Below are 23,700 nucleotides of genomic sequence, written 5' to 3'. Positions count from 1 at the left end.
GAAGCGATTTTCGGGGTGTTTCCCTCAGGCCGGGCAACGTCGGTGCCAGGCATCACCGGCGAGCCACGCCACCGCCGTCCCCCACTCGGTGACAATCCGCTGTTAGGCTTCGATCGCTGCCAGTTGCTCAGTCGGGGGGCTTGGGACGTGGCTTGGAACGTGGTGACGTCGCCCGCTCGGCCGGGCCGGCAGGTGTCCGAAGCAGCAGTCCAGACGGAAAGAAATGGCCCGTGCGCACCGGAGAGATCAAGGGTGAGATCAAGGCCCTGACCGGGCTTCGGTTGATCGCCGCGCTGTGGGTGGTGCTGTTTCACTTTCGCCCGATGCTCGGCGACGCGTCGCCGGAGCTCCGCGACGCGCTCGCGCCGGCGCTCAATTGCGGCGCCCAGGGCGTCGACCTGTTCTTCATCCTCAGTGGCTTCGTGCTGACCTGGAACTACCTCGACCGCATGGGCCGGTCGTGGTCGACGCGGGCCACCCTGCACTTCCTGTGGCTGCGGCTGGCCAGGGTGTGGCCCGTGTACCTGGTCACGCTGCACCTCGCCGCGCTGTGGGTGATCTTCACGCTGCACGTCGGTCACGTGCCGTCGCCGGCGGCCGGTCAGCTCACCGCCGTCAGCTACGTGCGCCAGGTCCTGCTGGTGCAGCTGTGGTTCGTGCCGTTCTTCGATGACTCCAGCTGGGATGGCCCGGCCTGGTCGATCAGCGCCGAATGGCTCGCCTACCTGCTTTTCGGCGTGCTGGTGCTGGTGGTGCTGCGGATGAAGCAGGCGACGCGGGCGCGGACCCTGATGATGCTGGCCTTCGCGGCATCGTTGCCGCCGGTGGTGATGCTGCTGGCCAGCGGCCACTTCTACACCCCGTGGAGCTGGCTGCCACGAATCGTCACCCAGTTCACCGCCGGCGCGCTGGCCTGTGCCGCTGTGCGCCGGCTGCGGGTGACCAACCGCGCTCGGCTCTTTGCCGGGTACCTGTCCCTGTTGCTCCTGGTCGCGATGGTGGCCGTGCTGTACTGGTTCGACGCCCACCCGATAAGCGGGGTGGTGGAGAACGACAGCGGCGGCGTGGTCGACGTGCTGTTCGTCCCGCTGGTGATCACGCTGGCCATCGGCATGGGCGGGCTGCCCCGGATGTTGTCGACCCGGGTGATGGTGTACGGCGGTCAGATCTCGTTCTGCCTGTACATGGTTCACGAGCTGGTGCATACCGCCTGGGGATGGGCCGTCGAGCAATTCGCTCTCGTGCCGCAGGACGCTCCGTGGAAATGGAATGTGATCGGCCTGCTCGCGATCGTGGTGCTCATGGCGATCCCGATGTACCACTTCGTCGAAGAACCCGCTCGCCATTGGATGCGCAGGATGGTCAACGTCAGACCCGCCGAAGAAAGAGTGCCGCCCCGCGAGCCGCTGAGCGCCAAGGTGCACGCGATCGACGGTGCGCTGGAACCGGTTTCGGCCCGGGCGGGGTGACGCCATGGCAATACCATGGCAATACCGTGGCAAGGCCGCCGGCCGCGATTGCCGGTTGAGGCTCCGTCGGCTTCGATCGGAATGACGCTGCAGTTTCCGTGGAGGTGGTAGTGAGTCGTCTGGCCACTGTCATCGCCGGCCTCGCCATTCTGCTTGGCACCGTCGCATACCCGGCGCATCCGGTACGGGCGCGGTCCTACGGTCTGCTGACCCTCGATCCCCGGGTGAACCACGTCGCGGTGATCGGCGACTCCTATACCAACGGGACCGACGAAGGCGGCCTGGGCCCCAAGGCGTGGACCGCCCTGACCTGGCAAACGCTCGCGCGGGGTGGCCTACGGATCGCGGCAGACGTGGCCGCCGAGGGCCGAGCAGGCTACTGGGTGTCCGGCGATCACGGCAGCATCTTCGAGGATCTGGCCGACACCGCGGTCAAGCGCGACGATGCGCTGGTGGTGTTCTTCGGCTCCCGCAACGACGACGGCGTCGATCCCGGACTGCTGGCCGGAAAAGCGCGTGAAACCTTCGATCTGGCGCGCCACCTCGCGCGGACGGCGAGGTTTCTGGTGATCGGACCGCCCTGGCCGACCGCCGACGTACCCGGGTCGATCCTGCAGATCCGCGACGTGCTCAACGCCGAGGCGCGGGCAGCGGGCGCGGCGTTCGTCGATCCGATCGGCGACCGCTGGTTCGTCGACCGGCCGGATCTGATCGGCCCGGACGGCGTGCACCCCAACGACGCGGGGCACCAGTACCTGGCGGACAAGATTGCGCCATTGATTCGCATGCAGTTGGCGCGCTGAGCGGTCGATCGGCCCGCCTCGCACACCGTGGTCGGCGGTTCAGTCTTCCGCGTGGCGGTCGTAGTCCCATTGCTCGAGGCGCGCTTGCAAGTGCATCAGGCCAACGCCGACGACGGGCGTGGCGGCCGCGATGCAGGCCAGCAGCAGCGGGGTCATCTCAAAACCTCCAAACACCTTCAGTGATTAAGACGTACGGATTCGGTTCGTGGTTCATTCCGCGGCGGTGGTCGCCGGACGGTCATCTGTGTCATTAGGTCGCCATCCAGGACAACTCCCCGGGCAGCTGCGCGCGCCAGTAGTCCATGTCGTGGCCGCCCGCGGCGAAGCTACCGGCGGGGGACTTCTTCAGTTGGCTGACGAATTGCCTGGCGGCGAAGCAGAACCGGTCGCCGGTACCGCAGTCCACCCGCAACGGGATCTGTGACAGCGCCGGCACGCCCAGCACGCTGTTCTGCACCCAGTCGTCGTAGCTGTCGAACGCCCCGGGGGTGCTGCCGGTGAACGAGGTGAAGAGCGCGGGGCTGACCGCGCAGATGCCGGCGGTTTTCGACGGTCCCAGCAGGGCGCCCAGGTGCAGCGCACCGTAGCCACCCATCGACCACCCCAGGAAGCCCACCCGCGAGGTGTCCATGCCCATCGCGGACAGCGCCGGCAAGAGCTCTTCGAGCACCATCGCGGCCGAGTCGGTGCCGTCGGCCCGCCGGTGCCAGTAGGAGTTGCTGCCGCCGTCGACGCCCACGACCGCGATGGGCGGCTTGCCCGACTTGACCAGTTGGGCCAGTCCGTCCTCGACCCCGGCCTCCAGCATCTGGTTGGCGTCGCCGTCTTTGCCGTGCAGCGCTATCACCGGTCGTAGGACCCCGGAGTCGGCCTTATGGCCGGGCGGCAATGCGATCACCCAATTGGTCTTGACGCCGCCGCGGGCCGCCGAAATGAACGACCCGGTCAGCCTGTTCGGCAGATTGCTGCCGGCCGCCGACGGCTCAAATGGGGCGGGGGCTTGGGGCGCCGCTTGCGGCTCGAGCGGATCCAGCAGCGCGCTCAAGGCCCACATCCCAGCGGCTGCCGCGCTGGCCTCGGCGCCCATACGCAGTACCGCACGACGGTTCAGGTCAGGCACGAACGTCATAATGCCGCGCCGACAGCGCTTTTCCGCCCCTGCCACGCCGTTTCGCAACCGTTTCGCAAGGTTTGTGACGCAGCGGTCATACAGCGGTGACGTTCCAGCCATTCGGCGGCGTACGCCGTGAGTTGACGCCACGGTGTGTTCACCGACCGTGGACCCCCGCCGCTCGGCCCGCCACCCCGATTCAGCACCTGGTGGTCCTCTTCGAAGAGAACGTCTCCTTCGATGCGGTAGGGGCCTGACACCAGAGTTGTTGACGCACAATCCCAATTCGGCCCGGTTACTCCGATCCGACCGACGAGCAGCGGTTCCTGGTCGAGACGATCAACCACCCGCGAAGACGGCTGGTACCATCGCAAACCCTCGTCGATCGTGTCGGCGCCCGCCACAGAGGAGGACAACTGGAACACCGGCCGCGTCGGTGAACACTCTTTTGACGAGCGGGCCGGCGCGCTCGGCGCAATGTTCGATTTGGTCGGCTCGACTCCCACCGACCCTGACGCTCGATGCCCGCACCGGCAACCCGCAATAGCGTCGCCTCCGATATCCGATCTGGACGGTTTCAACCCTCGCGCGCTACCGGGACATCCCGCACGATGCGGGTAGGTAGATGGGAGGGCAGATGAGCCTGGCGTTTCACTGGTTTTTGCCGACCTATGGCGACTCACGCAACCTGGTAGCGGGTGGCCACGGCACCGCGATGCACGGCGACCGGGCCGCGACCTTGCGCTACCTGCGGCAGATTTGCGCGGCCGCGGAAGACAACGGTTTCGAGGCGGTGCTCACGCCGACCGGATTGTGGTGTGAGGACGCCTGGTTGACGACGGCGATGCTGATCGAGGGCACCGACACGCTGAAGTTCCTGGTGGCGTTCCGTCCCGGGTTGCTCAGCCCGACCCTGGCCGCGCAGATGGCCGGAACCTTCCAGCGACACTCGGCCGGTCGGCTGCTGCTCAACGTCGTGACCGGCGGTGAGCCGCACGAACAACGCGCCTACGGGGACTACCTGGACAAGGATTCGCGCTACGCGCGCACCGCGGAGTTCTTGCACGTGGTGCGGCAGCTCTGGACCTCGCGGGAACCGGTGGCGTTCGCCGGAGACCACATTCGCGTCGAGGGCGCGCAGCTCAACAACCCGCCGGACCCGATCCCCGCGGTGTTCTTCGGCGGATCGTCGTCGTCGGCCGGGCCGGTCGCGGCCAAGTACTCCGACGTCTACCTCACCTGGGGCGAACCGCGCAAGGCGGTGGCGCAGAAGCTGGACTGGATCCGCGGGTTGGCCGCCCAGGCTAGCCCTGCCGGCCGGATCCTGCAGTACGGCTTGCGGATTCACGTGATCAGCCGCGACACCGCCGAAGCTGCGTGGGCCGAGGCCGACCGATTGCTCGCGGCCGTCGACCCCGCCGACGTCGAGCGGGTGCAGGCAAGCCTGGCGCGCAGCGAATCGGAGGGCCAGCGCCGCATGTTGGAGCTGCACGGCGGTGACAGCAGCCGGCTCCTGGTCGGGCCGAACCTGTGGGCCGGGGTGGGGCTGGTGCGCGGCGGCGCGGGCACCGCGCTGGTCGGGTCGCACGCCGAGGTGGCCGAGCGGCTGGCCGAGTACGCGCGGCTGGGCATCACCCACTTCATCCTGTCGGGCTATCCGCACCTGGAGGAGGCCTACTGGTTCGGCGAGGGCGTCTTGCCGCTGCTCGAGCGGAAAGGCTTGTGGCAACACCCCACTCGCACCGCACAACCGGCACCGGCGACGCCGTTCGCGGTCGCCTCGGCACACTAGCCATGGCCACCACCTTGCCCGACGCGGCGCTGGCCGCGCCGCAAATCCGCGACGAATCCGACGCCGAACGTCGCCACCGCCTGCGCATCGTGGTCGCGGCGAGCATGCTGGGCACCACCGTGGAGTGGTACGACTTCTTCCTGTACGCCACTGCCGCCGGGCTGGTCTTCCATCGGGTTTTCTTCCCGAGCGAAAGCTCCTTGGTAGGAACGCTGTTGGCGTTCGCGACGTTCGCCGTCGGGTTCGTCATGCGTCCGGTCGGCGGCCTGGTGTTCGGCCACATCGGCGATCGAATCGGCCGCAAACGCAGCCTGGCGCTGACGATGCTGATCATGGGCGTCGCCACCGCGCTGATCGGGGTGTTGCCGACTGCCGCGCAGATCGGTGCCTGGGCGCCGATGCTGCTGCTGACGCTGCGCATCCTGCAGGGCCTGGCGCTGGGCGGCGAGTGGGCCGGGGCGGTGCTGCTCGCCGTCGAGCACAGCCCCGAGGACCGGCGCGGCCGCTACGGTGCGATCCCACAGATCGGCCTGGCGCTCGGATTAGCCTTGGGCACAGGCATATTCGCGATCTTGCAGATCGCCCTGGGGCAGGCCCGGTTTCTGGCCTACGGCTGGCGTATCGGCTTCCTGCTGAGCCTCGTCCTGGTTGCGATCGGCATCCTGGTGCGGCTGCGGGTGGAGGAGACGCCGGCATTCCGGGCACTCCAGGAGCAGCGGGACCGCGAGGCCGCGTCTGCGGTGCCCATCCGCGAGATCGTGCGCGAACCACGCAGCAGGCGCAACACCGTCCTGGGACTGCTGTCGCGCTGGGCGGAGGGTTCGGCATTCAACACCTGGGGTGTCTTCGCGATCAGCTACGCCACCGGCGCGCTGGGCCTGCACCGGGTGTCGGTGCTGGTGGTCGTTACCGTGGCGGCCCTGCTGATGGCCGTGCTGCTGCCGCTGTCGGGGGTGCTGGCCGATCGGTTCGGCGCGCGTCGCGTGTATCTGGCCGGTGTGGCGTGCTACGGCCTGGCGGCGTTTCCCGCCTTCGCGCTGTTCGGCACCAAGAACCTGCTGTGGTTCGGGCTGGCGATGGTGGTCGTGTTCGGCGTCGTACACGCGCTGTTCTACGGCGCGCAGGGCACGCTGTACTCGGCGCTGTATCCGACCCGCACCCGCTACACCGGTTTGTCGTTCGTGTACCAGTTCTCGGGCATCTACGCCTCCGGCGTCACCCCGATGATCCTCACCGCGCTGATCGCGGCCGCCGGCGGCAAGCCGTGGCTGGCGTGCGGCTATCTGGTCGCCACCGCGGTGATCAGCATCGTCGCCACCGCGCTGATCCGCGAGCGCGACCTGTACTTCTGAGTCGACTTCGCGGGTGAACGCTCGCGTTCGTCGTTAGGCTGAGCCAATGACTGACGCGAACGTTGCCGGTTTTGAGCCGTTGTACAGCGGGACGGAAGACGCCGACGGGCGAATCCCGTGGGACATCGGCGGCCCGCAACCCGCGGTGCAGCAATTGGTCGCCTACGGCGGGGTCCGCGGCGAGGTGCTCGACCCCGGCACCGGCACCGGCCATCACGCGATTTACTATGCGGCGCACGGGTATTCGGCCACCGGCGTTGACGATTCCCCCTCGGCCATAGAGCGCGCCAAGCGGAACGCCGAGCTGGCCGGAGTGGACGTCGATTTCCAGGTCGCCGACGCCACCCGGCTCGACGGATTCGAGGGCCGCTTCGACACCGTCGTCGACAGCGCCTTCTATCACGTGTTCCTCAACGACGGCGCCACCCAGGCCCGGTACGCGCACGCACTGCACCGCGCCACCAACCCGGGCGCGCGGCTGTACATGTTCGAGTTCAGCCCCCACAACGTCAACGGCCTGCAATGGACGGCCGTGCCGGCAGACAACTTCAAGCAGGTCCTGGGCGACAGCGGATGGGGCATCGACTACCTCGGCGTCACCACTTATCAGGCACGCCTGCTGCCGGAAACCTTCGAAGCCATGAAGAAGGCGGCCTCCGAGCAGCAGGGCGAGATCCTGCGCCGGATGCGGCCGCTGGTGCACCGGATGAGCGTGATCGACCCGCTGCTGGAAGACCATCGGGTGCACCTGCCGGTGTGGTCCGTGGTGGCCACCCGCCTGGACTGACCACGATCGACGCCGGCGCGCTGCGAGGGGCCGCGAATGGCTAGCACCCAACTGCGCCAGGGCTTGTCGCAGCGGCAGCTGAGCATGATCGCGCTCGGCGGTGTGATCGGCGCCGGCCTTTTCGTCGGGTCGGGCGTCGTCATCAAAGACACCGGCCCCGCCGCGTTTCTGACATACGCGTTGTGCGGCCTGCTGATCGTGCTGGTGATGCGGATGCTGGGCGAGATGGCAGCGGCCAACCCCTCCACCGGGTCGTTCGCCGACTACGCCGGAAGCGCGCTGGGTGGCTGGGCTGGGTTCTCGGCCGCCTGGCTGTATTGGTACTTCTGGGTGATCGTCGTCGGCTTCGAGGCCGTCGCGGGCGGCAAAGTCCTGGGCTACTGGTTCCACGCGCCGCTGTGGCTGCTGTCGCTGTGCCTGATGGTACTGATGACCGCGACAAACCTGTTCTCGGTTTCCTCGTTCGGCGAATTCGAATTCTGGTTCGCCGGAATCAAAGTCGCGACCATCGCGATCTTCCTAGTCGTCGGCGCGCTGTTCGCGCTCGGGTTGCTGCCCGGCCACCACGCGGATTTCTCCAACCTCACCTCGCACGGCGGGTTCTTTCCCAAGGGCGTCGCGGCCGTCTTCGCGGCCATTGTCGTGGTGATCTTCTCGATGGTCGGTGCCGAGATCGTCACCGTTGCCGCCGCGGAAAGCCGGGACCCAGAGCTTGCCGTGCAGCGCGCGACGCGATCGGTGGTGGCACGCATCGGAATCTTCTTCGTCGGGTCGGTCTTTCTGCTCACGGTCGTCCAGCCTTGGGATTCGGTGGAGGCGGGCGCCTCGCCGTACGTCGCCGCGCTCAAGCACATGGGCTTGCGCGGCGCGGATCAGGTGATGAACGTCGTCGTGCTCACCGCGGTGCTGTCGTGCCTTAACTCGGGGCTGTACACCGCGTCGCGCATGCTGTTCGTGGTCGCCGGCCGGGGCGAGGCGCCGGCCCGGCTGGTCCGCCTCAGCGGCCGCGGGGTGCCCCACATCGCGATCCTGTGCTCGTCGGCGATCGGCTTCGGATGCGTCATCATGGCGTGGCTGTCACCCGGCACGGTGTTCCTGTTCCTGCTCAACTCGTCGGGCGCCATCATATTGTTCGTCTACTGGCTGATCGCGCTGTCGCAGATCATCTTGCGCCGCAAGACATCTGAGGACCGATTGCGGGTCAAGATGTGGTTCTTCCCGGTGCTGTCGATCCTCACGCTCGCCGCGATCACCGCCGTGCTGGTGCAGATGGCGTTCGATCGCTCGGCGCGCAGCCAGTTGTGGCTTTCCTTGCTGTCATGGGCGGTGGTTATCGTGGTGTACTTCATTGCCCGGGGCCGTCGGCGAGGACTGGGACGGCGGGCTCATGCCTTTCGCCAAAACCCCTCGTAGCCATAGTCGGAGAACGGATCCGAACCGGCGGTCAGTCGGCCGTTGTAGTGCTGATCGAAGATCTTGCCGTCGTACCAGATGGCGACATGGCCGTAGGAAAGCCCCGCGAGGCGGGAGTCCTGGCGCCACACCAGGATGTCGCCGTTGGCGAAGTCCTCACCTGGGTACCAGGTGAACCCCCGCGATTCCAGGTGATTGCCGGCGGTGCCGCCTTTCCCGTACGCGTACGCGTCGCCCCAGCCCGCATCGGTGATGCCGTACACGTCGCCCAGATATTTGCGGATCAGGGCGACGCACTGCCCGTCACCGATCTGTTGGCCCGCGACGGCGGTGACGAAATTGTCGAGGCGAGTCGTTGTGCCGGGGCCCGGATCGGTGGGGCACGCGGGCGCGGCCACGCCGGACGGTCCGGTCTCGATGTCGACGTCGGCCACGAAATGCCCGTCCGACGTCTGGTACCAGAGGTTGTCCCAACCACCGTCGGGAATCGCGGGACTGCGGAACCCCTTGACGGCGTCCCCGCGCTTGGAACATACGAGGGCCAGATGGTCACCGGGGTGGTACCAGCCGTCCTGCCTCGAGGTCAGCGTGGCGTCCGACATGCGCGCGGTCCTCGCCTTCACCGTGCCGGTCGCCGCGGCGGCGACGGGCGAAGCGAATGCCGGCGCGAGCACGCCGCTTCCCGCGAGGAGTATGGCAATCCCGACCAGGCCGGATCGGCGGCAGCGCTGCTTGTCAGCCCAGCGACGCATGATCAAGCAACCCTGACCATTGCGGTGTTCCCTTCGCCCGAACGTTATGAGATTGATGTCGCTTTGCTGCTGAGCAGTTCGCGTCCGAGCGAACTTTTGTTACGGGCGATACCCGGGCTTCTAGGGGGTACGGGTAAACAGCACGGCCTGCTCGAACGGGAGCCGTGCAAAAATCGGTCGCGCCCTGCCCGTGACGTACGCCGCAGCCTCCGCCTTGCTGACCACCTTGGGGTCGGAGATGCCGAAGGTCTTGCTGTTGCGGCGCATCCGCCCGCCGCCCGCGGCGGTGAGGTTCTTCAGCCAATCGCGGTCCGGGCCGTAGGTGAGCATGATGGCCACCCCCGGTTTGCCATTCACACTGGTGTAGAACGCATTTACCGGCGTGTGGTACTGCTTGCCCGAGCGCCGACCGACGTGCTCGATGATCGCGAACGGGGGCAGCCAGCCCGCCCACATCCGCTGAACCGGATTGGTGACATGGCGGTTGAAACGCGCGAGCCCTTGAGGCATCTTCATGCCATCAATCCAACTCGCCAGGCCGCGCGACATCAAGGCGTCGGGCGCGTCGGCGGCAGCAACGCGCGCGCCAGCCGCGCCGGCCGGGAGGGCAGCGGATGCCAAGGGGCCCAGTCATCCACCGGCCATGCGTAACAAGGGGTTTGGCCGTCAAGCAGCCGCCGAAGACCGGGTATCGCCAGTTCGCGCGACGACCAATCGTAGAGCAGTTCCACTCGCGGCTGAATGACCCCGACGTCGAGCAGGTGAGCGACGCCGTGTTCGGCCCGCAAATAGGGCGTCAGGTCGTCGCCGAGCGGGTAGCGGTCGGGCAGCACCCGCGACAGCGACAAGAAGATGCCGGTCATGCCCAATCGAGGGTCGCCGAGCGGCCGACCGGCCGGGCCGAGCCAGCCGAGCGCGAGCCGCGGCGCGGCAACCAAGGCGTGGGCGTAGAGGACCCGCATCAAAACCAGGTTGACGAAGAAACGTTCGACGCGGGACTCGCGCCACGCGAGCTCCCGGTGTTCGAGGTACGCGCTGACGACGCTGATGTTGTGTGCCCGGTACCAGCGCTGGGCCGACGGGCGCCGGATGAACTCCACCGACGCGGCCACCCCCGCCGAGCTGGGGCCGCCAGGATGGCCGAAGGCCAGGGCGCGGGCCTCCCACCCGTCACGCAGCAGGCGTTCGTTGATCGCGCGCCACCACGGACTCCCGCCCTTTGGGTTGAGCAACCCGCGGCGCAGCTGCCATCCCATGAAGGCCGACGCCGCCTGCCGAAACGGCAGATGCCCGCGGTCCGCCTCGGCCGGGACCTCGTAGAGCTCGCGCATGAGCGCGAGCCGGCCGCCCGGGTCCTCGCGGACCGCGGCGACCCGGGCCGCGGCGACGTCGGCGGCCGCCTGCGGTATCACCCGGTCGAGCGTAGTGTCGCCTCCTGGCGCCCGGCCGCCCACGAACGTGAGGCCGCGCGCAAGGACCTGATGGCTGCCCAGGAAATCCGGACCGGCAAGACGCCTGACACCCTCCTGCTACACCCTGTAGTTGAACGTTCCGCGGGGGCTGGGACACTGATCGGCATGGGTAGCAGCGACCAGGCGACCGCGCACGCCCCGGCGGCCGTGGCGGCGTCGGCCCGACTTTTCGCCGAAGCCAGCGCCGTCATTCCCGGCGGGGTGAACTCCCCCGTGCGTGCGTTCACGGCGGTGGGCGGGACGCCGCGCTTCATCACCGCCGCCCGCGGGTGCTGGCTCACCGATGCCGACGGCAACCGCTACGTCGACCTGGTCTGCTCGTGGGGACCGATGATCCTGGGCCACGCCCACCCCGCGGTCGTCGAAGCCGTCACCGAAGCCGCCGCCTCCGGGCTGTCGTTCGGCGCTCCGACGCCCGCGGAGACCCAGCTGGCCGCCGAGATCATCGCGCGGGTCGCACCGGTCGAGCGGATACGGTTGGTGAACTCCGGCACCGAGGCCACCATGAGCGCGATCCGGCTGGCCCGCGGGTTCACCGGCAGGGCCAAGATCGTCAAGTTCTCGGGCTGCTATCACGGGCACGCCGATGCGTTGCTCGCCGACGCGGGTTCCGGGGTGGCGACGCTGGGCCTGCCCTCATCGCCCGGCGTCACCGGCGCGGCCGCGGCCGACACAATCGTGTTGCCCTACAACGACATCGACGCCGTGCGGCAGACGTTTGCCCGTTTCGGCGAACAGATCGCCGCCGTGATCACCGAGGCCAGCCCCGGCAACATGGGCGTGGTTCCGCCCGCACCCGGCTACAACGCGGCGTTGCGCGCGATCACCGCCGAGCACGGCGCGCTGCTGATCCTCGACGAGGTGATGACGGGATTCCGCGTCAGCCGAAGTGGTTGGTACGGAATCGATCCCGTCTCCGCCGACCTGTTCACCTTTGGAAAGGTGATGAGCGGCGGGTTGCCGGCCGCCGCGTTCGGCGGGCGGGCCGACGTGATGGAACGGCTGGCGCCCCTGGGGCCGGTGTATCAGGCCGGCACGTTGTCGGGCAACCCGGTGGCGGTGGCCGCGGGGTTGGCAACGCTGCGCGCGGCCGACGAAGCGGTCTACGCCGCCCTCGACGCCAACGCCGACCGCCTCGCCGGGTTGCTTGCCGATGCGCTGACGAATGCCGTTGTGCCACACCAGATCTCACGGGCAGGCAACATGCTCAGCCTGTTCTTCGCCGAGACACCGGTGACCGACTTCGCGTCCGCGCGCGCCACCCAGACGTGGCGTTATCCCCCCTTCTTCCATGCCCTGCTGAACGCCGGCATCTACCCGCCATGCAGCGCATTCGAGGCGTGGTTCGTGTCGACGGCGCTCGACGACAGCGCATTCGACCGGATCGCCGCCGCGCTACCCGCCGCGGCGGACGCGGCCGCCCGCGCCAGCCGCCCGGGGGGAACCTGATGGGCGAGCAGACTCGGATCCACGTCGTGCGCCACGGCGAGGTGCACAACCCCAGCGGCGTCCTCTACGGCAGGCTGCCCGGCTACCACCTCTCCGAGAAGGGCCGGGCGCAGGCGGACGCGGTCGCCGACGCGCTGGCCGACCGTGACATCGTCGCCGTGATCGCCTCCCCCCTGCAGCGAGCACAGGAGACCGCCGCCCCCATCGCCGCCCGGCACGGGCTCCCCGTGGAGACCGACCCGGACTTGATCGAATCGGCCAACTTCTTCGAGGGCCGCCGCGTGGGCCCGGGTGACGGGGCGTGGCGCGACCCGCGGTTCTGGTGGCGGCTGCGCAACCCGTTCACCCCGTCCTGGGGCGAGCCATACGCGGAGATCGCGGCCCGGATGACGACCGCGGTGGAGAAAGCGCGGGCCCGCGGCACCGGCCACGAGGTGGTGTGCGTCAGCCACCAACTGCCGGTGTGGACCCTGCGGCGGCACCTCAGCGGCAAGCGGCTCTGGCACGACCCGCGGCGACGAGAATGCGCTTTGTGCTCGGTCACCACCCTGACCTACGACGGTGACCGCCTCGTCGACATCGGGTATCAGGAACCGGCGGCACCATGACCAGGTGGCGGCTGGCCATGGCCGTGCCCCTGCTGGGTCTGGTGGCCCTCCTGGCGGGTTGCTCCGGCCGCGATGCGGTGGCCCAGGGCGGCACCTTCGAATTCGTCTCGCCGGGCGGGAAGACCGACATCTACTACGACCCGCCCGCAAGCCGCGGCCGCCCCGGCCCGCTGGCCGGCCCCGACCTGACGGATCCGGCGCGCACGCTGTCGCTGGACGACCCCGCCGGGTCCTTTGCCGGCCGCGTCGTCGTCATCAACGTGTGGGGGCAGTGGTGCGGGCCGTGCCGGGCCGAGGCCGTGCAACTGCAACAGGCGTATGACGCCACCAGCGCCGACGGCGTGTCCTTTCTCGGCATCGACGTCCGCGACAACAACCGGCAGGCGGCCCTGGACTTCGTCACCGACCACCACGTGAATTACCCCTCGATCTACGATCCGGCGATGCGCACCCTGATCGCGTTCGGGGGCAAGTACCCCACCACCGTCATCCCGTCCACGCTGGTGCTCGACCGGCAGCACCGGGTGGCGGCGGTCTTTTTGCGCGAGATGCTGGCGCAGGACCTGCAGCCCGTGGCGCAGCGGGTGGCCCGGGAATCGGCCGCCGGTCAGGCCGCGCCGGGACGGGGGTGAGCGTCTCGTGACCGGCTTCACTCAGATTGCCGCCGCCGGCCCGCTGCTGATGGCACTGGCCGTGTGCGTGTTGGCCGGAATGGTGTCGTTCGCCTCGCCGTGCGTGGTGCCGCTGGTGCCCGGCTACCTGTCGTACCTGGCCGCTTTGGTCGGGGTCGCTCAGCAAGAGGGCGAGCAGCACCCGGCCGCGATCAAGGCTCCGCCCGCCGTCAGGTGGCGAGTCGCCGGGTCCGCGGCACTGTTCGTCGCCGGGTTCACCACGGTATTCGTGCTCGGCACCGTCGCGGTCCTCGGCATGACCACCACGTTGATCACCAACCAGCTGGTGCTGCAGCGCGTCGGCGGCGTGCTGACCATCGTGATGGGGCTGGTGTTCGTCGGTCTCATTCCCGCGCTGCAGCGCCAGGCCCGGTTCAGCCCCCGGCAGCTGACGACGGTCGCCGGCGCCCCGGTGCTCGGTGCGGTATTCGCCCTCGGCTGGACACCGTGCCTGGGACCGACGCTGACCGGGGTGATCACCGTCGCGTCGGCCACCGACGGTGCCAATGTGGCCCGCGGAGTGCTGCTGGTGATCGCCTACTGTCTGGGGCTGGGAATCCCGTTCGTGCTGTTGGCGTTCGGCTCGGCGGGTGCGGTGGCGGCCCTGGGCTGGTTGCGGCGGCACTCGAGGGCCATCCAGATCTTCGGCGGCGCGCTGCTGATCGCCGTCGGCGCCCTGCTGGTCACCGGGGTATGGAACGACTTCATCTCCTGGCTGCGCGACGCGTTCGTGTCCGACGTGAGGTTGCCGATTTGATGGCGCCCTTAGATGCGCGAGCAGACGCAGAATCGCGTGAAAAGACCCGCTCCAGTGCGATTCTGCGCCTGCTCGCCACCGTTCGCGCCACGGCCCGCAACACCTGGCGCGCGCTGACGTCGATGGGCACCGCATTGGTGCTGCTGTTCTTGCTCGCGCTGGGCGCGATCCCCGGCGCGCTGCTGCCGCAGCGCAGCCTGAACGCCGGCAAGGTCGAGGAGTACCTGACCACCCACCCGGTGATCGGGCCCTGGCTGAATCGCCTGCAGGCGTTCAACGTGTTCTCGAGCTTGTGGTTCACCGCGATCTACGTGCTGCTGTTCGTCTCCCTCGTCGGATGCCTCACCCCGCGGATGGTCGAGCACGCGCGCAGCCTGCGCGCCACCCCGGTGCCCGCCCCGCGCAACCTGGCCCGGCTGCCCAAGCACGCGAGCGCGCAGGTCGTCGCGGGGCCCGAGGAGCTGAACGCCCTGGCAAACTCGGTTACCGGGCGGCTCCGCGGTTGGCGCACGGCGATCCGGCACGAGGGCGAAGCCGTCGAGGTGTCCGCCGAGAAGGGCTACCTACGCGAACTCGGCAACATCGTCTTCCACTTTTCGCTGTTGGGCCTGCTGGTCGCCGTGGCCGTCGGCAAGCTCTTCGGCTACGAAGGCAACGTCATCGTCATCGCGGACGGCGGGCCCGGCTTCTGCTCGGCCTCGCCGGCCGCGTTCGACTCGTTCCGGGCCGGCAACACCGTCGACGGCACATCGCTGCACCCAATCTGCTTACGAGTCAACGATTTTCAGGCGCACTACCTGCCGTCGGGCCAGGCTACTTCGTTCGCCGCGGACGTCGACTACCAGGCCGGCCGCGATCTGACGGCCAACAACTGGCGGCACTACCAGCTGGAGGTCAACCAGCCGCTGCGCGTCGACGGCGACCGGGTGTACCTGCAGGGGCACGGCTATGCACCTTCCTTCACCGTGACGTTCCCGGACGGGCAGACCCGCACGTCGACGGTGCAATGGCGACCGGACAACCCGCAGACTCTGCTGTCGTCGGGGGTGGCGCGCATCGACCCGCCCGCCGGCAGCTACCCCACCGCCGCGGAGCGCCGCCAACACGAAATCGCGATCCAGGGGCTGCTGGCCCCGACCGAGCAGCTCGAGGGCACCCTGTTGTCGTCGCGCTTTCCGGCGCTGAACGCCCCGGCGGTGGCCATCGACATTTACCGCGGCGACACCGGCCTGGACACCGGGCGGCCGCAGTCGTTGTTCACGCTGGATCCCCGCCTGATCGATCAGGGCCGGCTGACCAAGGAGAAACGGGTCAACCTGCGCGCCGGTCAACAGGTCCGGCTCGAGCAGGGGCCGGCCGCCGGCACCGTCGTCCGGTTCGATGGGGCGGTGCCGTTCGTCAATCTGCAGGTCTCCCACGATCCGGGCCAGACGTGGGTGCTGATCTTCGCGGTCACCATGATGGCCGGGCTGCTGGTGTCACTGCTGGTCCGCCGGCGCCGGGTATGGGCCAGGCTCACGGTGCCTCGGGGTGAGGCCGGCGGCGAGGTTGTCGGTACGGTGAACGTCGAACTGGGCGGCCTGGCGCGCACCGACAACTCGGGGTGGGGCGACGAGTTCGAGCGCCTGACCGAGCGGATCCTCGACGGACTCGGCGGGCGCGGCGTGCCGACACATCCAGCGTCCCGAAGGAGTTCTCAGGTGGACGTCAATTGAACACGGTGCACGTCAACATAGGCCTGGCGCGCTATTCCGACTGGGCCTTCACCTCGGCCGTGGTGGCGCTGGTGGTCGCCCTGCTGCTGCTGGCCTTCGAGCTTGCATACGTCGGCGGCCGCCGCGTGGACGACCGCGCGCGCCTGGCCCCCGCCGGTGGGGTCGCCGCGGACAGCGCCACCCCGGGCGTCGTCGACGAGGCCGGGCAGCGCCCGTTCGACGAGCGCGTCGGGCGGGGCGGGCTGGCGGTGGTCTACCTCGGCATCGGGCTGCTGTTGGCGAGCATCGCGCTGCGCGGCCTGGCGACCCTGCGCGTGCCGTGGGGCAACATGTACGAGTTCATCAACCTGACGTGCTTCTGTGGGCTGGTCGCCGGGGCCGTCGTGCTGCGCCGGCCGCAGTACCGCCCGCTGTGGGTCTTCCTGCTGGTGCCGGTGCTGATCCTGTTGACGATTTCCGGCCGCTGGCTTTACGCCAATGCCGCACCGGTGATGCCGGCGCTGCAGTCCTATTGGCTGCCGATTCACGTGTCCGTCGTCAGCCTGGGTTCCGGCGTGTTCCTCGTGGCCGGTATCGCCAGCATCCTGTTCTTGCTGCGTACGTCGCGCCTAGGTGACGACGACACCGACACCGCGCTGGGACGGATGGTGCGACGGCTGCCCGACGCGCAGACGTTGGACCGCATCGCCTACCGCACCACCGTCTTCGCCTTCCCGGTGTTCGGCTTCGGTGTGATTTTCGGAGCAATCTGGGCCGAGCAAGCCTGGGGCAGGTATTGGGGCTGGGATCCCAAGGAAACGGTTTCCTTCGTCGCCTGGGTGATATACGCCGCCTACCTGCATGCGAGGTCGACCGCGGGCTGGCGGGACCGGAAGGCGGCCTGGATCAACGTTGCGGGGTTCGTGGCCATGGTCTTCAATCTGTTCTTCGTTAACCTGGTGACCGTGGGCCTGCATTCCTATGCGGGCGTGGGCTGACCAGGTCGCCTCTTTCTCAGCCGAAACAAGTAGCAAGCAACGAGGGGGAGTACACGTGTCCGAGCACCCGTCGACGGGCGTGGGGGCGTCCGAACCACCGACCGAGAAGGTGCCTTTCCCGACGCCTCCAGAGCATGATCCCGCCGAACCACCGGCCGACTCGGGCGCCGGTGCACCGACTCGCGCCTTCGCCGGATTCCGCAGTCAGCGGCGTCCCCGCGGGCCCGAACCGCGCGATCCGATGCCGCCCCGGGGCCCTGTGCCCGCAGGGATGCCGTCCTGGGATTCCACCCCGGTTACCGGCATCGCGCGGGTGGACCCGACCGCGTTCGGCGCCTACTACACCGGTCCGGCGGAAACGCCGCCACCGCCCGATCGCCCGTATCGCCCGGAGCCGGTACCGCACAGCCCGTATCCGGAGCTGTCCACCGGCATGCTGTTGCGCCCGGTCAAACCGCCGCCCTCGGAGGGTTGGCGCCGGTTGCTCTATGACCTGTCCGGTCACCTGATCAACCTGGGCGAGAGCCCCCGGGCGGCTCGCTACAACAATGTGGTGGCGCGGGTGAACCGGCCCTTGCGGGGTTGCTATCGGGTTGCGCTGCTGTCGCTCAAGGGCGGCGTCGGAAAGACCACGATCACCGCGACGCTGGGCTCCACCTTCGCGTCACTCCGCGGCGACCGGGTGGTGGCGGTGGACGCCAACCCCGACCGCGGCACGCTGAGCCAAAGGATCCCGTTGGAAACGGCGGCGACGGTGCGCGAGCTGCTGCACGACGCCGGGTCCGTCGACCGCTACAGCGAGGTCCGTCGCTACACCTCGAAGGGTCCCAGCGGGTTGGAGGTCCTCGCGTCGGAAGCCGATCCGGCCGTCTCCGACCCGTTCGGCGCCGACGACTACGCGCGCACGCTGGACATCCTGGAGCGCTTCTACGGCCTGGTTCTCACCGACTGCGGGCCCGGCATGTTGCACTCGGTGATGTCCTCGGTGCTGGAGCGGGCCGACGTGCTGGTGGTGGTGGCGTCGGGGTCCATCGACGGCGCCCGCAGCGCGTCCGCGACCCTGGACTGGCTCGATGCCCACGGCCACGAAGAGAAGGTCCGCAATTCGATCGCAGTCATCAACGCGGTGCGGCCGCAGACCCGCAAGGTCGACATGAACAAGGTGATCGATCACTTCTCCCGCCGCTGCCGGGCGGTGCGGCTGGTTCCGTTCGACCCCCACCTGGAAGAGGGCGCCGAGATCAGCCTTGACCGGTTGAAGCGCGAGACTCGCGAGGCGATCGCCGAACTGGCGGCCGTCGTCGCGGATGGGTTTCCCGGTGATCAGCGCAACCCGGGCGTGGCGTAGCGCGGGTTCAGTCCCCGCCTAACCGCCGCAAGAACTCTGGGTCGTCGTCGGGCCCGATGACGCGCGTCTTCGGCCGGTTCGCCTGTGACCGAGCCGCGCGCCAACCAACATAGATCAGCGTTCCCAGGATCAGCACTAACAGCAGGTAGAGCACTCAACACCTCCTTGGAACGTCTTTGGAGCGAATATACCGGCACCGTAGGCTCGGGCTGTGTCAGAAGGGCATATCGACGACGGCACCCCGGATCGTACGGCGCAGCGGGCCCGAAGTCGCGTAACCGCCGATGTTTTGCTGTATGCGGCGGCGCGGTTGCTGCTGGTGGGCGTGCTCACCGCCGCAATCTACGGGGTCGCGCGGTTGCTGGGGCTTACCGAGTTTCCGATCGTGGTCGCCGTGCTGTTCGGGCTCATCATCGCGATGCCGTTGGGAATCTGGGTGTTCGCCCCGTTGCGCCGGCGCGCCACCGCCGGACTTGCGATGGCCGGCGAACGCCGCCGCCGCGAACGCGAACAACTGCGGGCGCGGCTGCGTGGCGAGGCCGCACCCGATGACGAGGAGCCGGGCAGCAGCGAGTGACACGGTGCGCTCGTGCGCCGCCGTGTGCGTCTCGGGCGGCGACACGTCGAGCGAGCGCACCCCGGGCGCACACCCCACGCCCGGAATGCACGCTCAAGCGAGCGAGGCGGCCAGCGCCAGCGCCGTCGCGACCGCCACCGCCCATACCAGCATTGCCAGCCCGGTGTCCCGCAGGACCGGGATCAGCGCAGCACCGCCGCGGCCGGAGCGCACGGGACCCACGGCGTGCAGGGCCAGCGGCGTGGCGGCCAATCCCGCGGCGCACCACGGCGTCGCCATCATCAGCACCAGCGTCAACAGCCCGGCGGTCGCCAGCAGCCCCTGGTACAGAGCCCGGGTGCGGGTATCGCCGAGCCGCACCGCCAGGGTGATCTTCCGTGACCGCGCGTCGGTGGGGATGTCGCGCAGGTTGTTGGCCACCAGCACCAACGACGACAGTGCCCCCACCGACCCCGCCAGCGTCAGCCCGACCCAGTCCACCCGCAACGCCTGGGTGTACTCGGTGCCCAGCACGGCGACCAGGCCGAAAAACACGAACACCGCGACCTCGCCGAAACCCGCGTAGCCGTAGGGCTTTGAGCCTCCGGTGTAGAGCCAGGCCCCCGCGATGCAGACGGCACCGACCGCGATCAGCCATGGCGCGCTCAGCAATGCAAGCCCCAGCCCGGCCACGGCGCCCACCGACAGGCTCGTCACCGCCGCCGTCAACACCGCCCTGGGGCTCGCCAGCCGCGAGCCCACCAGCCGGACGGGGCCGGTGCGCTGGTCGTCCGTGCCGCGGATGCCGTCGGAGTAGTCGTTGGCGTAGTTGACGCCGACGATCAGCGCGACCGCGACCGCCAGCGCCAGCAACGCTTTCCACCAGACCGCGGAGTGCAGCCACGCCGCGGCGCCGGTGCCGGCGACGACCGGTGCCACCGCGTTGGGCAGCGTGCGGGGCCGGGCACCCGAGACCCACTGCGTGAGACTGGCCACACAGGCATCCTGCCTCATGCACGACAATGGGCGGATGCTCGGAGTCATCGGCGGCAGCGGGTTCTACACATTCTTCGAGTCCGACACCCGCAACATCGACGTCGACACCCCGTACGGGCCGCCCAGCGCCCCGATCACGGTGGGCGCCGTCGGCGAGCATGAGGTCGCCTTCGTGCCCAGGCATGGGATCACGCACCAATTCTCCGCGCACACCGTGCCCTATCGGGCCAACATGTGGGCACTGCGCAAACTCGGCGTGCGGCGGGTGTTCGGCCCTTGCGCGGTCGGCAGCCTGGACCCCGAAAACGGGCCTGGCGCCGTGGTGGTGCCCGACCAGCTGGTCGATCGCACGAAGGGCCGCGCCGACACCTACTTCGACTCCGGTGCCGTTCACGTCGACTTCGCCGACCCGTACTGCCCGACCTTGCGGGCCGCCGTCACCGGCCTGCCCGATGTGGTCGACGGCGGCACCATGGTGGTGATCCAGGGCCCGCGGTTTTCCACCCGGGCGGAGAGCCGGTGGTTCGCCTCCGCCGGCGCCAGCCTGGTCAACATGACCGGCTACCCGGAGGCCGTGCTGGCCCGGGAGCTCGAAATATGCTACGCCGCAATTTGTTTGGTGACCGACCTGGATGCCGGCGTCGAGGCCGGTGAGGGTGTCAAGGCCGCCGACATATTCGCCGAATTCGCAAAGTACATGGAGCTGTTCAAGCAGTTGGTGCGCGCGGCGATCGGCCGGGTGGCCGCCCAGCGCACCTGCACTCATTGCCTGCCGCACACCGGCGTGACGCTGCCGCTGGAACTGCCATGAGGGTGTTGCTCACCGGCGCGGCGGGTTTTATCGGGTCGCGCGTAAACGCCGCACTACGGGCGGCGGGGCACGACGTGGTGGCCGTCGACGCGCTCCTGCCCGCCGCTCATGGCCCGAATCCTTTGCTGCCGAAGGGATGCCAGCGGGTGGACGTACGCGATGGTCCGGCGCTGGCCCCGCTGTTGTCCGGGGTGGACCTCGTTTGTCATCAGGCGGCGATGGTGGGCGCGGGGGTGGACGCCGCCGATGCGCCCGCCTACGGCGGCCACAACGATTTCGCCACCACGGTGCTGCTCGCGCGGATGTTCGAAGCGGGGGTGCGCCGGTTGGTGCTGGCGTCGTCGATGGTGGTCTACGGGCAGGGCCGCTACTCCTGCCACGAGCACGGCCTCGTCGATCCGCCGCCGCGGCGGCGCGCCGACCTCGACGCCGGGGCATTCGAAAACCGTTGTCCGGCATGCGGGGCCCATGTGACGTGGGTGTTGGTCAACGAGGATGCCGCCCTGCGGCCGCGCAGCCTGTACGCGGCCAGCAAGGTCGCCCAGGAGCACTACGCGCTGGCGTGGTCGGAGGCAACGGGCGGCTCGGTGGTGGCGTTGCGCTACCACAACGTGTACGGGCCGGGGATGCCGCGCGACACCCCGTATTCCGGGGTGGCGGCCATCTTCCGCTCGGCACTGGAAAACGCCGAGCCGCCAAGGGTTTTCGAGGACGGCAAGCAGGCGCGGGACTTCGTCCACGTCGACGACGTGGCCGCCGCCAACCTGGCGGCCGCCTCGGCGGTGTCGGACGGCCGCCCCGGCTTCGAGGGCTTCTCGGCATTCAATGTCTGTTCGGGGCAGCCCGTTTCGATTCTGGACGTGGCCACGGCGCTGTGCGACGCGCGCGGCGGTTCGCTTTCCCCGGTGATCACTGGCCAGTACCGCAGCGGCGACGTGCGCCACATCGTCGCCGATCCCGGGCGCGCCGCAGAGATGTTGGGGTTTCGTGCCACCGTCGATCCGCGCGACGGGTTACGTGAGTTTGCCTTCGCGCCGCTGCGTTGACTCCTGCTACGGCGTCGAATCCTGCTGTGGCCGATAGATTCTGGGCTTCTGAATGGGAAGCTGTTGGGTTGCCGAATCGTGATCGTCCGATCGGCGGAAGATCCTCGGCCGCCCGGCCGCCTGTGGCATCGCCGTGGTGGGGGACTGGGCGGCGGCACGAGCGCCGCCGGCCGGGATGCGGGTCGTCGCCGCGGCCGACGGCGGGGGAGTGCGCACGGCCGGTATGCGGGTCGTCGCCGCTTCCGGGCGCTGCTGGGCGCGGGTCGGGTCACCACGTTTGTGGGCGGCGCGCGCCGTGTGGCGGCGCCGGCGCCGGCCGCCGAGCTCGCCCAGAATGATCGCGGCGGCCAGGATGCACACGGCCAGCGCACACAGTGCCACATCGAAGGTGCTCGTGATCTGCTGGGCGAGGTTATTGCCGTAGACCGGGTTCGGCTCCATCCCGGGCGGTTGCAGGAATCGCGGAGCCAACGCCACCCCCACGACAACGCGCGAAATGCTAAGGGCGGCAACGAGTCCGCACAGCGACGACACGAGCCTCGCGGACACAGAGTCGTGAACGAGGTTGATCCGCAGCCAGATCGCGAGGACCGCGGTGGCCAGGTCGAAGGCGGCCAGCACCATGCTGTCGTACCGGGAGTACGGGTAGTTCAGCATAACGGCGACGGCGAGGTCGGTGATCCTCATGGCCATCGAGCCCAGGCACCATACGGCTATGAGCAACAGCCCATTCCGGGCCGCCGCCCGCCATGCGTTCTCCTCGGTCGCCGCGGCGTCCCGGCGACCGAGCAGTGCCGCGAATGTGGCCGGCGCGAGAATCGCCGCCGCCGCGGCCCAGGCCAGGTAGCCCTCGAACCCGACCCCGGCGATCGAGGTGTTCTGCGCTATGCCGTGGAATGCGTCGATGTCACGGCCGACGGGAAGGATCCACACGATCATTCCGGCGAACAGCGTCGACACGCCGAGCGCCACGGTCGCCAGCCGAGAAGCCGTAGCGCTGCGCAGCAGCCAGCGGGACCCGACGAGGACCGCGGAAAGCGCCACCACGCCGTAGACCAGCGCGGTCGCGATGACCGCTGCGTTCTGCTTGCCGAAGTCTCCCTGCAGCGCGTATCTCAGCCGCCAGAACAGGTTGAAGACGAAGCTGAGCACCGCGCCGACAATCGATGCGTAGCCGATGACGCGGATCAGCCGGGCGCCCTCCTGGGCGCTGTCATCCGTCCCGGAACCCGACCGCACGCTCAGCAGTGAGCCGGCGACCCCCCACCATGCGCCCGGCCCCACACCGCCGGGGAGGTTCACGGTGCCGCCGAACCGGACCGTCTCGATGACGTCGAACGCGACGAAGGCGAGAACCAGCAGCAAGTACGGCGCGTTGAGGGCCAGCCGAATACGCGCGCCCCGCTCCGCGGGGAACCGCCCGCTCGACGACCGCCAGGACCCGGCAATCCCGATCGAGATGAGGGACAGCAGTGTCACCGCGAACAGCAGCGCCAACACGATCTTGTTGCTGCCGGCGATCCCGAAGCCGAAGGACAGATTCCACGGCAATAACAGCGCGACGACCAGCAAGGCCGCCGCGGTCAGGTCGCCGGCGACGTGCCAGCGCCGTGTCGGTACCCCGGCGGGTCTCGGCCGGCGTCGAGCGGTGCCCCCAGATGTTTGCTGGGTCTGTCCGCGGATGGGACCGGTTGGCGCGTCGTCGCTGCTCTGGGTCACGGTTCCCCCCGGGGATCGAGGACGGTCGCTGGCGGCTGCAACGTGGATTGCGAGGCGGGGAACCGCCTGCCGGGCCGGGTGCGTTGCTTACTTGGA

The 23,700-nt window shown here is 69.0% G+C and carries 23 protein-coding genes; 16 read left to right on the top strand and 7 right to left on the bottom strand.

Annotation, left to right across the window (positions count from 1 at the left end; all coding sequences use genetic code 11):
• Positions 1 to 230: 230 nt before the first annotated feature.
• Together JO059_RS17795 and JO059_RS17790 are read left to right on the top strand one after the other, a co-directional pair.
• Complete coding sequence (locus JO059_RS17795; protein ID WP_293321035.1) at positions 231 to 1,469, top strand: acyltransferase; 1,239 nt, start codon at positions 231 to 233, stop codon at positions 1,467 to 1,469.
• A 110-nt stretch (positions 1,470 to 1,579) separates the two neighbouring features.
• Positions 1,580 to 2,272 carry a GDSL lipase gene (locus JO059_RS17790; RefSeq protein WP_293321033.1) on the top strand — a complete coding sequence of 231 codons (693 nt, stop codon included), beginning with the start codon at positions 1,580 to 1,582 and terminating at the stop codon, positions 2,270 to 2,272.
• 250 nt (positions 2,273 to 2,522) lie between these two features.
• Here the strand turns inward: JO059_RS17790 and JO059_RS17785 are convergent, their stop codons facing one another.
• On the bottom strand, positions 2,523 to 3,401 hold the full coding sequence (locus JO059_RS17785; RefSeq protein WP_293321031.1) for an alpha/beta hydrolase-fold protein: 879 nt from the start codon (positions 3,399 to 3,401) through the stop codon (positions 2,523 to 2,525).
• Between the two features lie 619 nt (positions 3,402 to 4,020).
• On the opposite strand from JO059_RS17785, the gene JO059_RS17780 reads away from it, so the two are divergent.
• From JO059_RS17780 to JO059_RS17765, 4 genes are read left to right on the top strand one after another with little or no spacing between them, the layout of a single operon-like run.
• Positions 4,021 to 5,175 carry an LLM class flavin-dependent oxidoreductase gene (locus JO059_RS17780; RefSeq protein ID WP_293321029.1) on the top strand — a complete coding sequence of 385 codons (1,155 nt, stop codon included), beginning with the start codon at positions 4,021 to 4,023 and terminating at the stop codon, positions 5,173 to 5,175.
• A 2-nt stretch (positions 5,176 to 5,177) separates the two neighbouring features.
• Positions 5,178 to 6,527 carry an MFS transporter gene (locus JO059_RS17775; RefSeq protein WP_293321027.1) on the top strand — a complete coding sequence of 450 codons (1,350 nt, stop codon included), beginning with the start codon at positions 5,178 to 5,180 and terminating at the stop codon, positions 6,525 to 6,527.
• A gap of 46 nt (positions 6,528 to 6,573) precedes the next feature.
• Positions 6,574 to 7,314, top strand: a complete 741-nt coding sequence (locus tag JO059_RS17770) for a class I SAM-dependent methyltransferase (protein ID WP_293321025.1) — start codon at positions 6,574 to 6,576, stop codon at positions 7,312 to 7,314.
• A 36-nt stretch (positions 7,315 to 7,350) separates the two neighbouring features.
• The gene (locus tag JO059_RS17765; protein ID WP_293321023.1) at positions 7,351 to 8,727 is read left to right on the top strand and encodes an amino acid permease; all 1,377 of its coding nucleotides are present in this window, start codon (positions 7,351 to 7,353) and stop codon (positions 8,725 to 8,727) included.
• Here JO059_RS17765 and JO059_RS17760 read toward each other — a convergent pair.
• The 3 genes from JO059_RS17760 to JO059_RS17750 form a co-directional block, all read right to left on the bottom strand.
• Entirely contained in the window at positions 8,700 to 9,479 is a 780-nt protein-coding gene (locus JO059_RS17760; protein ID WP_293321021.1) for a hypothetical protein, read from the bottom strand. The two genes, JO059_RS17765 and JO059_RS17760, sit on opposite strands and share 28 nt — an antisense overlap.
• 120 nt (positions 9,480 to 9,599) lie before the next feature.
• Positions 9,600 to 9,995 carry a nitroreductase family deazaflavin-dependent oxidoreductase gene (locus JO059_RS17755; RefSeq protein ID WP_293321071.1) on the bottom strand — a complete coding sequence of 132 codons (396 nt, stop codon included), beginning with the start codon at positions 9,993 to 9,995 and terminating at the stop codon, positions 9,600 to 9,602.
• A 32-nt stretch (positions 9,996 to 10,027) separates the two neighbouring features.
• Entirely contained in the window at positions 10,028 to 10,891 is an 864-nt protein-coding gene (locus tag JO059_RS17750) for a hypothetical protein (protein WP_293321019.1), read from the bottom strand.
• 165 nt (positions 10,892 to 11,056) lie between these two features.
• Between JO059_RS17750 and hemL the strand changes: the two genes are divergently transcribed.
• From hemL to JO059_RS17715, 7 genes are all read left to right on the top strand, one after another.
• The gene (gene hemL, locus JO059_RS17745) at positions 11,057 to 12,400 is read left to right on the top strand and encodes a glutamate-1-semialdehyde 2,1-aminomutase (RefSeq protein ID WP_293321017.1); all 1,344 of its coding nucleotides are present in this window, start codon (positions 11,057 to 11,059) and stop codon (positions 12,398 to 12,400) included.
• Positions 12,400 to 13,008 carry a histidine phosphatase family protein gene (locus JO059_RS17740; protein WP_293321015.1) on the top strand — a complete coding sequence of 203 codons (609 nt, stop codon included), beginning with the start codon at positions 12,400 to 12,402 and terminating at the stop codon, positions 13,006 to 13,008. The genes hemL and JO059_RS17740 overlap by 1 nt, the downstream gene beginning before the upstream one ends.
• Complete coding sequence (locus JO059_RS17735; RefSeq protein WP_293321013.1) at positions 13,005 to 13,640, top strand: TlpA disulfide reductase family protein; 636 nt, start codon at positions 13,005 to 13,007, stop codon at positions 13,638 to 13,640. Before JO059_RS17740 ends, JO059_RS17735 begins: the two co-directional genes overlap by 4 nt.
• Positions 13,641 to 13,647: 7 nt before the next feature.
• Positions 13,648 to 14,436: a cytochrome c biogenesis CcdA family protein gene (locus JO059_RS17730; RefSeq protein ID WP_293321011.1), complete on the top strand. Its 789-nt coding sequence runs from the start codon at positions 13,648 to 13,650 to the stop codon at positions 14,434 to 14,436.
• 122 nt (positions 14,437 to 14,558) lie between these two features.
• Positions 14,559 to 16,151: a cytochrome c biogenesis protein ResB gene (locus JO059_RS17725; protein WP_293321069.1), complete on the top strand. Its 1,593-nt coding sequence runs from the start codon at positions 14,559 to 14,561 to the stop codon at positions 16,149 to 16,151.
• The gene (ccsB, locus tag JO059_RS17720; RefSeq protein ID WP_293321009.1) at positions 16,148 to 17,128 is read left to right on the top strand and encodes a c-type cytochrome biogenesis protein CcsB; all 981 of its coding nucleotides are present in this window, start codon (positions 16,148 to 16,150) and stop codon (positions 17,126 to 17,128) included. Before JO059_RS17725 ends, ccsB begins: the two co-directional genes overlap by 4 nt.
• 55 nt (positions 17,129 to 17,183) lie before the next feature.
• Positions 17,184 to 18,476 (top strand): AAA family ATPase, encoded by a 1,293-nt coding sequence (locus JO059_RS17715; RefSeq protein ID WP_293321007.1) that lies wholly within the window; start codon positions 17,184 to 17,186, stop codon positions 18,474 to 18,476.
• 7 nt (positions 18,477 to 18,483) lie between these two features.
• Here JO059_RS17715 and JO059_RS17710 read toward each other — a convergent pair whose 3' ends face one another.
• The gene (locus JO059_RS17710) at positions 18,484 to 18,630 is read right to left on the bottom strand and encodes a hypothetical protein (protein ID WP_293321005.1); all 147 of its coding nucleotides are present in this window, start codon (positions 18,628 to 18,630) and stop codon (positions 18,484 to 18,486) included.
• A gap of 72 nt (positions 18,631 to 18,702) precedes the next feature.
• Here JO059_RS17710 and JO059_RS17705 point away from each other — a divergent pair, with 72 nt between their 5' ends.
• Positions 18,703 to 19,053 carry a DUF4229 domain-containing protein gene (locus JO059_RS17705; protein WP_293321067.1) on the top strand — a complete coding sequence of 117 codons (351 nt, stop codon included), beginning with the start codon at positions 18,703 to 18,705 and terminating at the stop codon, positions 19,051 to 19,053.
• 93 nt (positions 19,054 to 19,146) lie between these two features.
• Here the strand turns inward: JO059_RS17705 and JO059_RS17700 are convergent, their stop codons facing one another.
• The gene (locus tag JO059_RS17700) at positions 19,147 to 20,028 is read right to left on the bottom strand and encodes a 1,4-dihydroxy-2-naphthoate polyprenyltransferase (protein WP_293321003.1); all 882 of its coding nucleotides are present in this window, start codon (positions 20,026 to 20,028) and stop codon (positions 19,147 to 19,149) included.
• A gap of 34 nt (positions 20,029 to 20,062) precedes the next feature.
• Between JO059_RS17700 and JO059_RS17695 the strand changes: the two genes are divergently transcribed.
• Positions 20,063 to 20,839 carry an S-methyl-5'-thioadenosine phosphorylase gene (locus JO059_RS17695; RefSeq protein ID WP_293321001.1) on the top strand — a complete coding sequence of 259 codons (777 nt, stop codon included), beginning with the start codon at positions 20,063 to 20,065 and terminating at the stop codon, positions 20,837 to 20,839.
• Positions 20,836 to 21,885, top strand: coding sequence for an NAD-dependent epimerase/dehydratase family protein (locus JO059_RS17690; protein ID WP_293320999.1), 1,050 nt, complete (start codon positions 20,836 to 20,838; stop codon positions 21,883 to 21,885). The genes JO059_RS17695 and JO059_RS17690 overlap by 4 nt, the downstream gene beginning before the upstream one ends.
• A 6-nt stretch (positions 21,886 to 21,891) precedes the next feature.
• Here JO059_RS17690 and JO059_RS17685 read toward each other — a convergent pair whose 3' ends face one another.
• Positions 21,892 to 23,472, bottom strand: a complete 1,581-nt coding sequence (locus JO059_RS17685; protein WP_293321065.1) for a hypothetical protein — start codon at positions 23,470 to 23,472, stop codon at positions 21,892 to 21,894.
• Between the last annotated feature and the right edge of the window lie 228 nt (positions 23,473 to 23,700).

This window comes from Mycobacterium sp., from assembly GCF_019247615.1.
Lineage (GTDB): Bacteria > Actinomycetota > Actinomycetes > Mycobacteriales > Mycobacteriaceae > Mycobacterium.
This window is presented reverse-complemented; position numbering and strand designations above follow the sequence as displayed.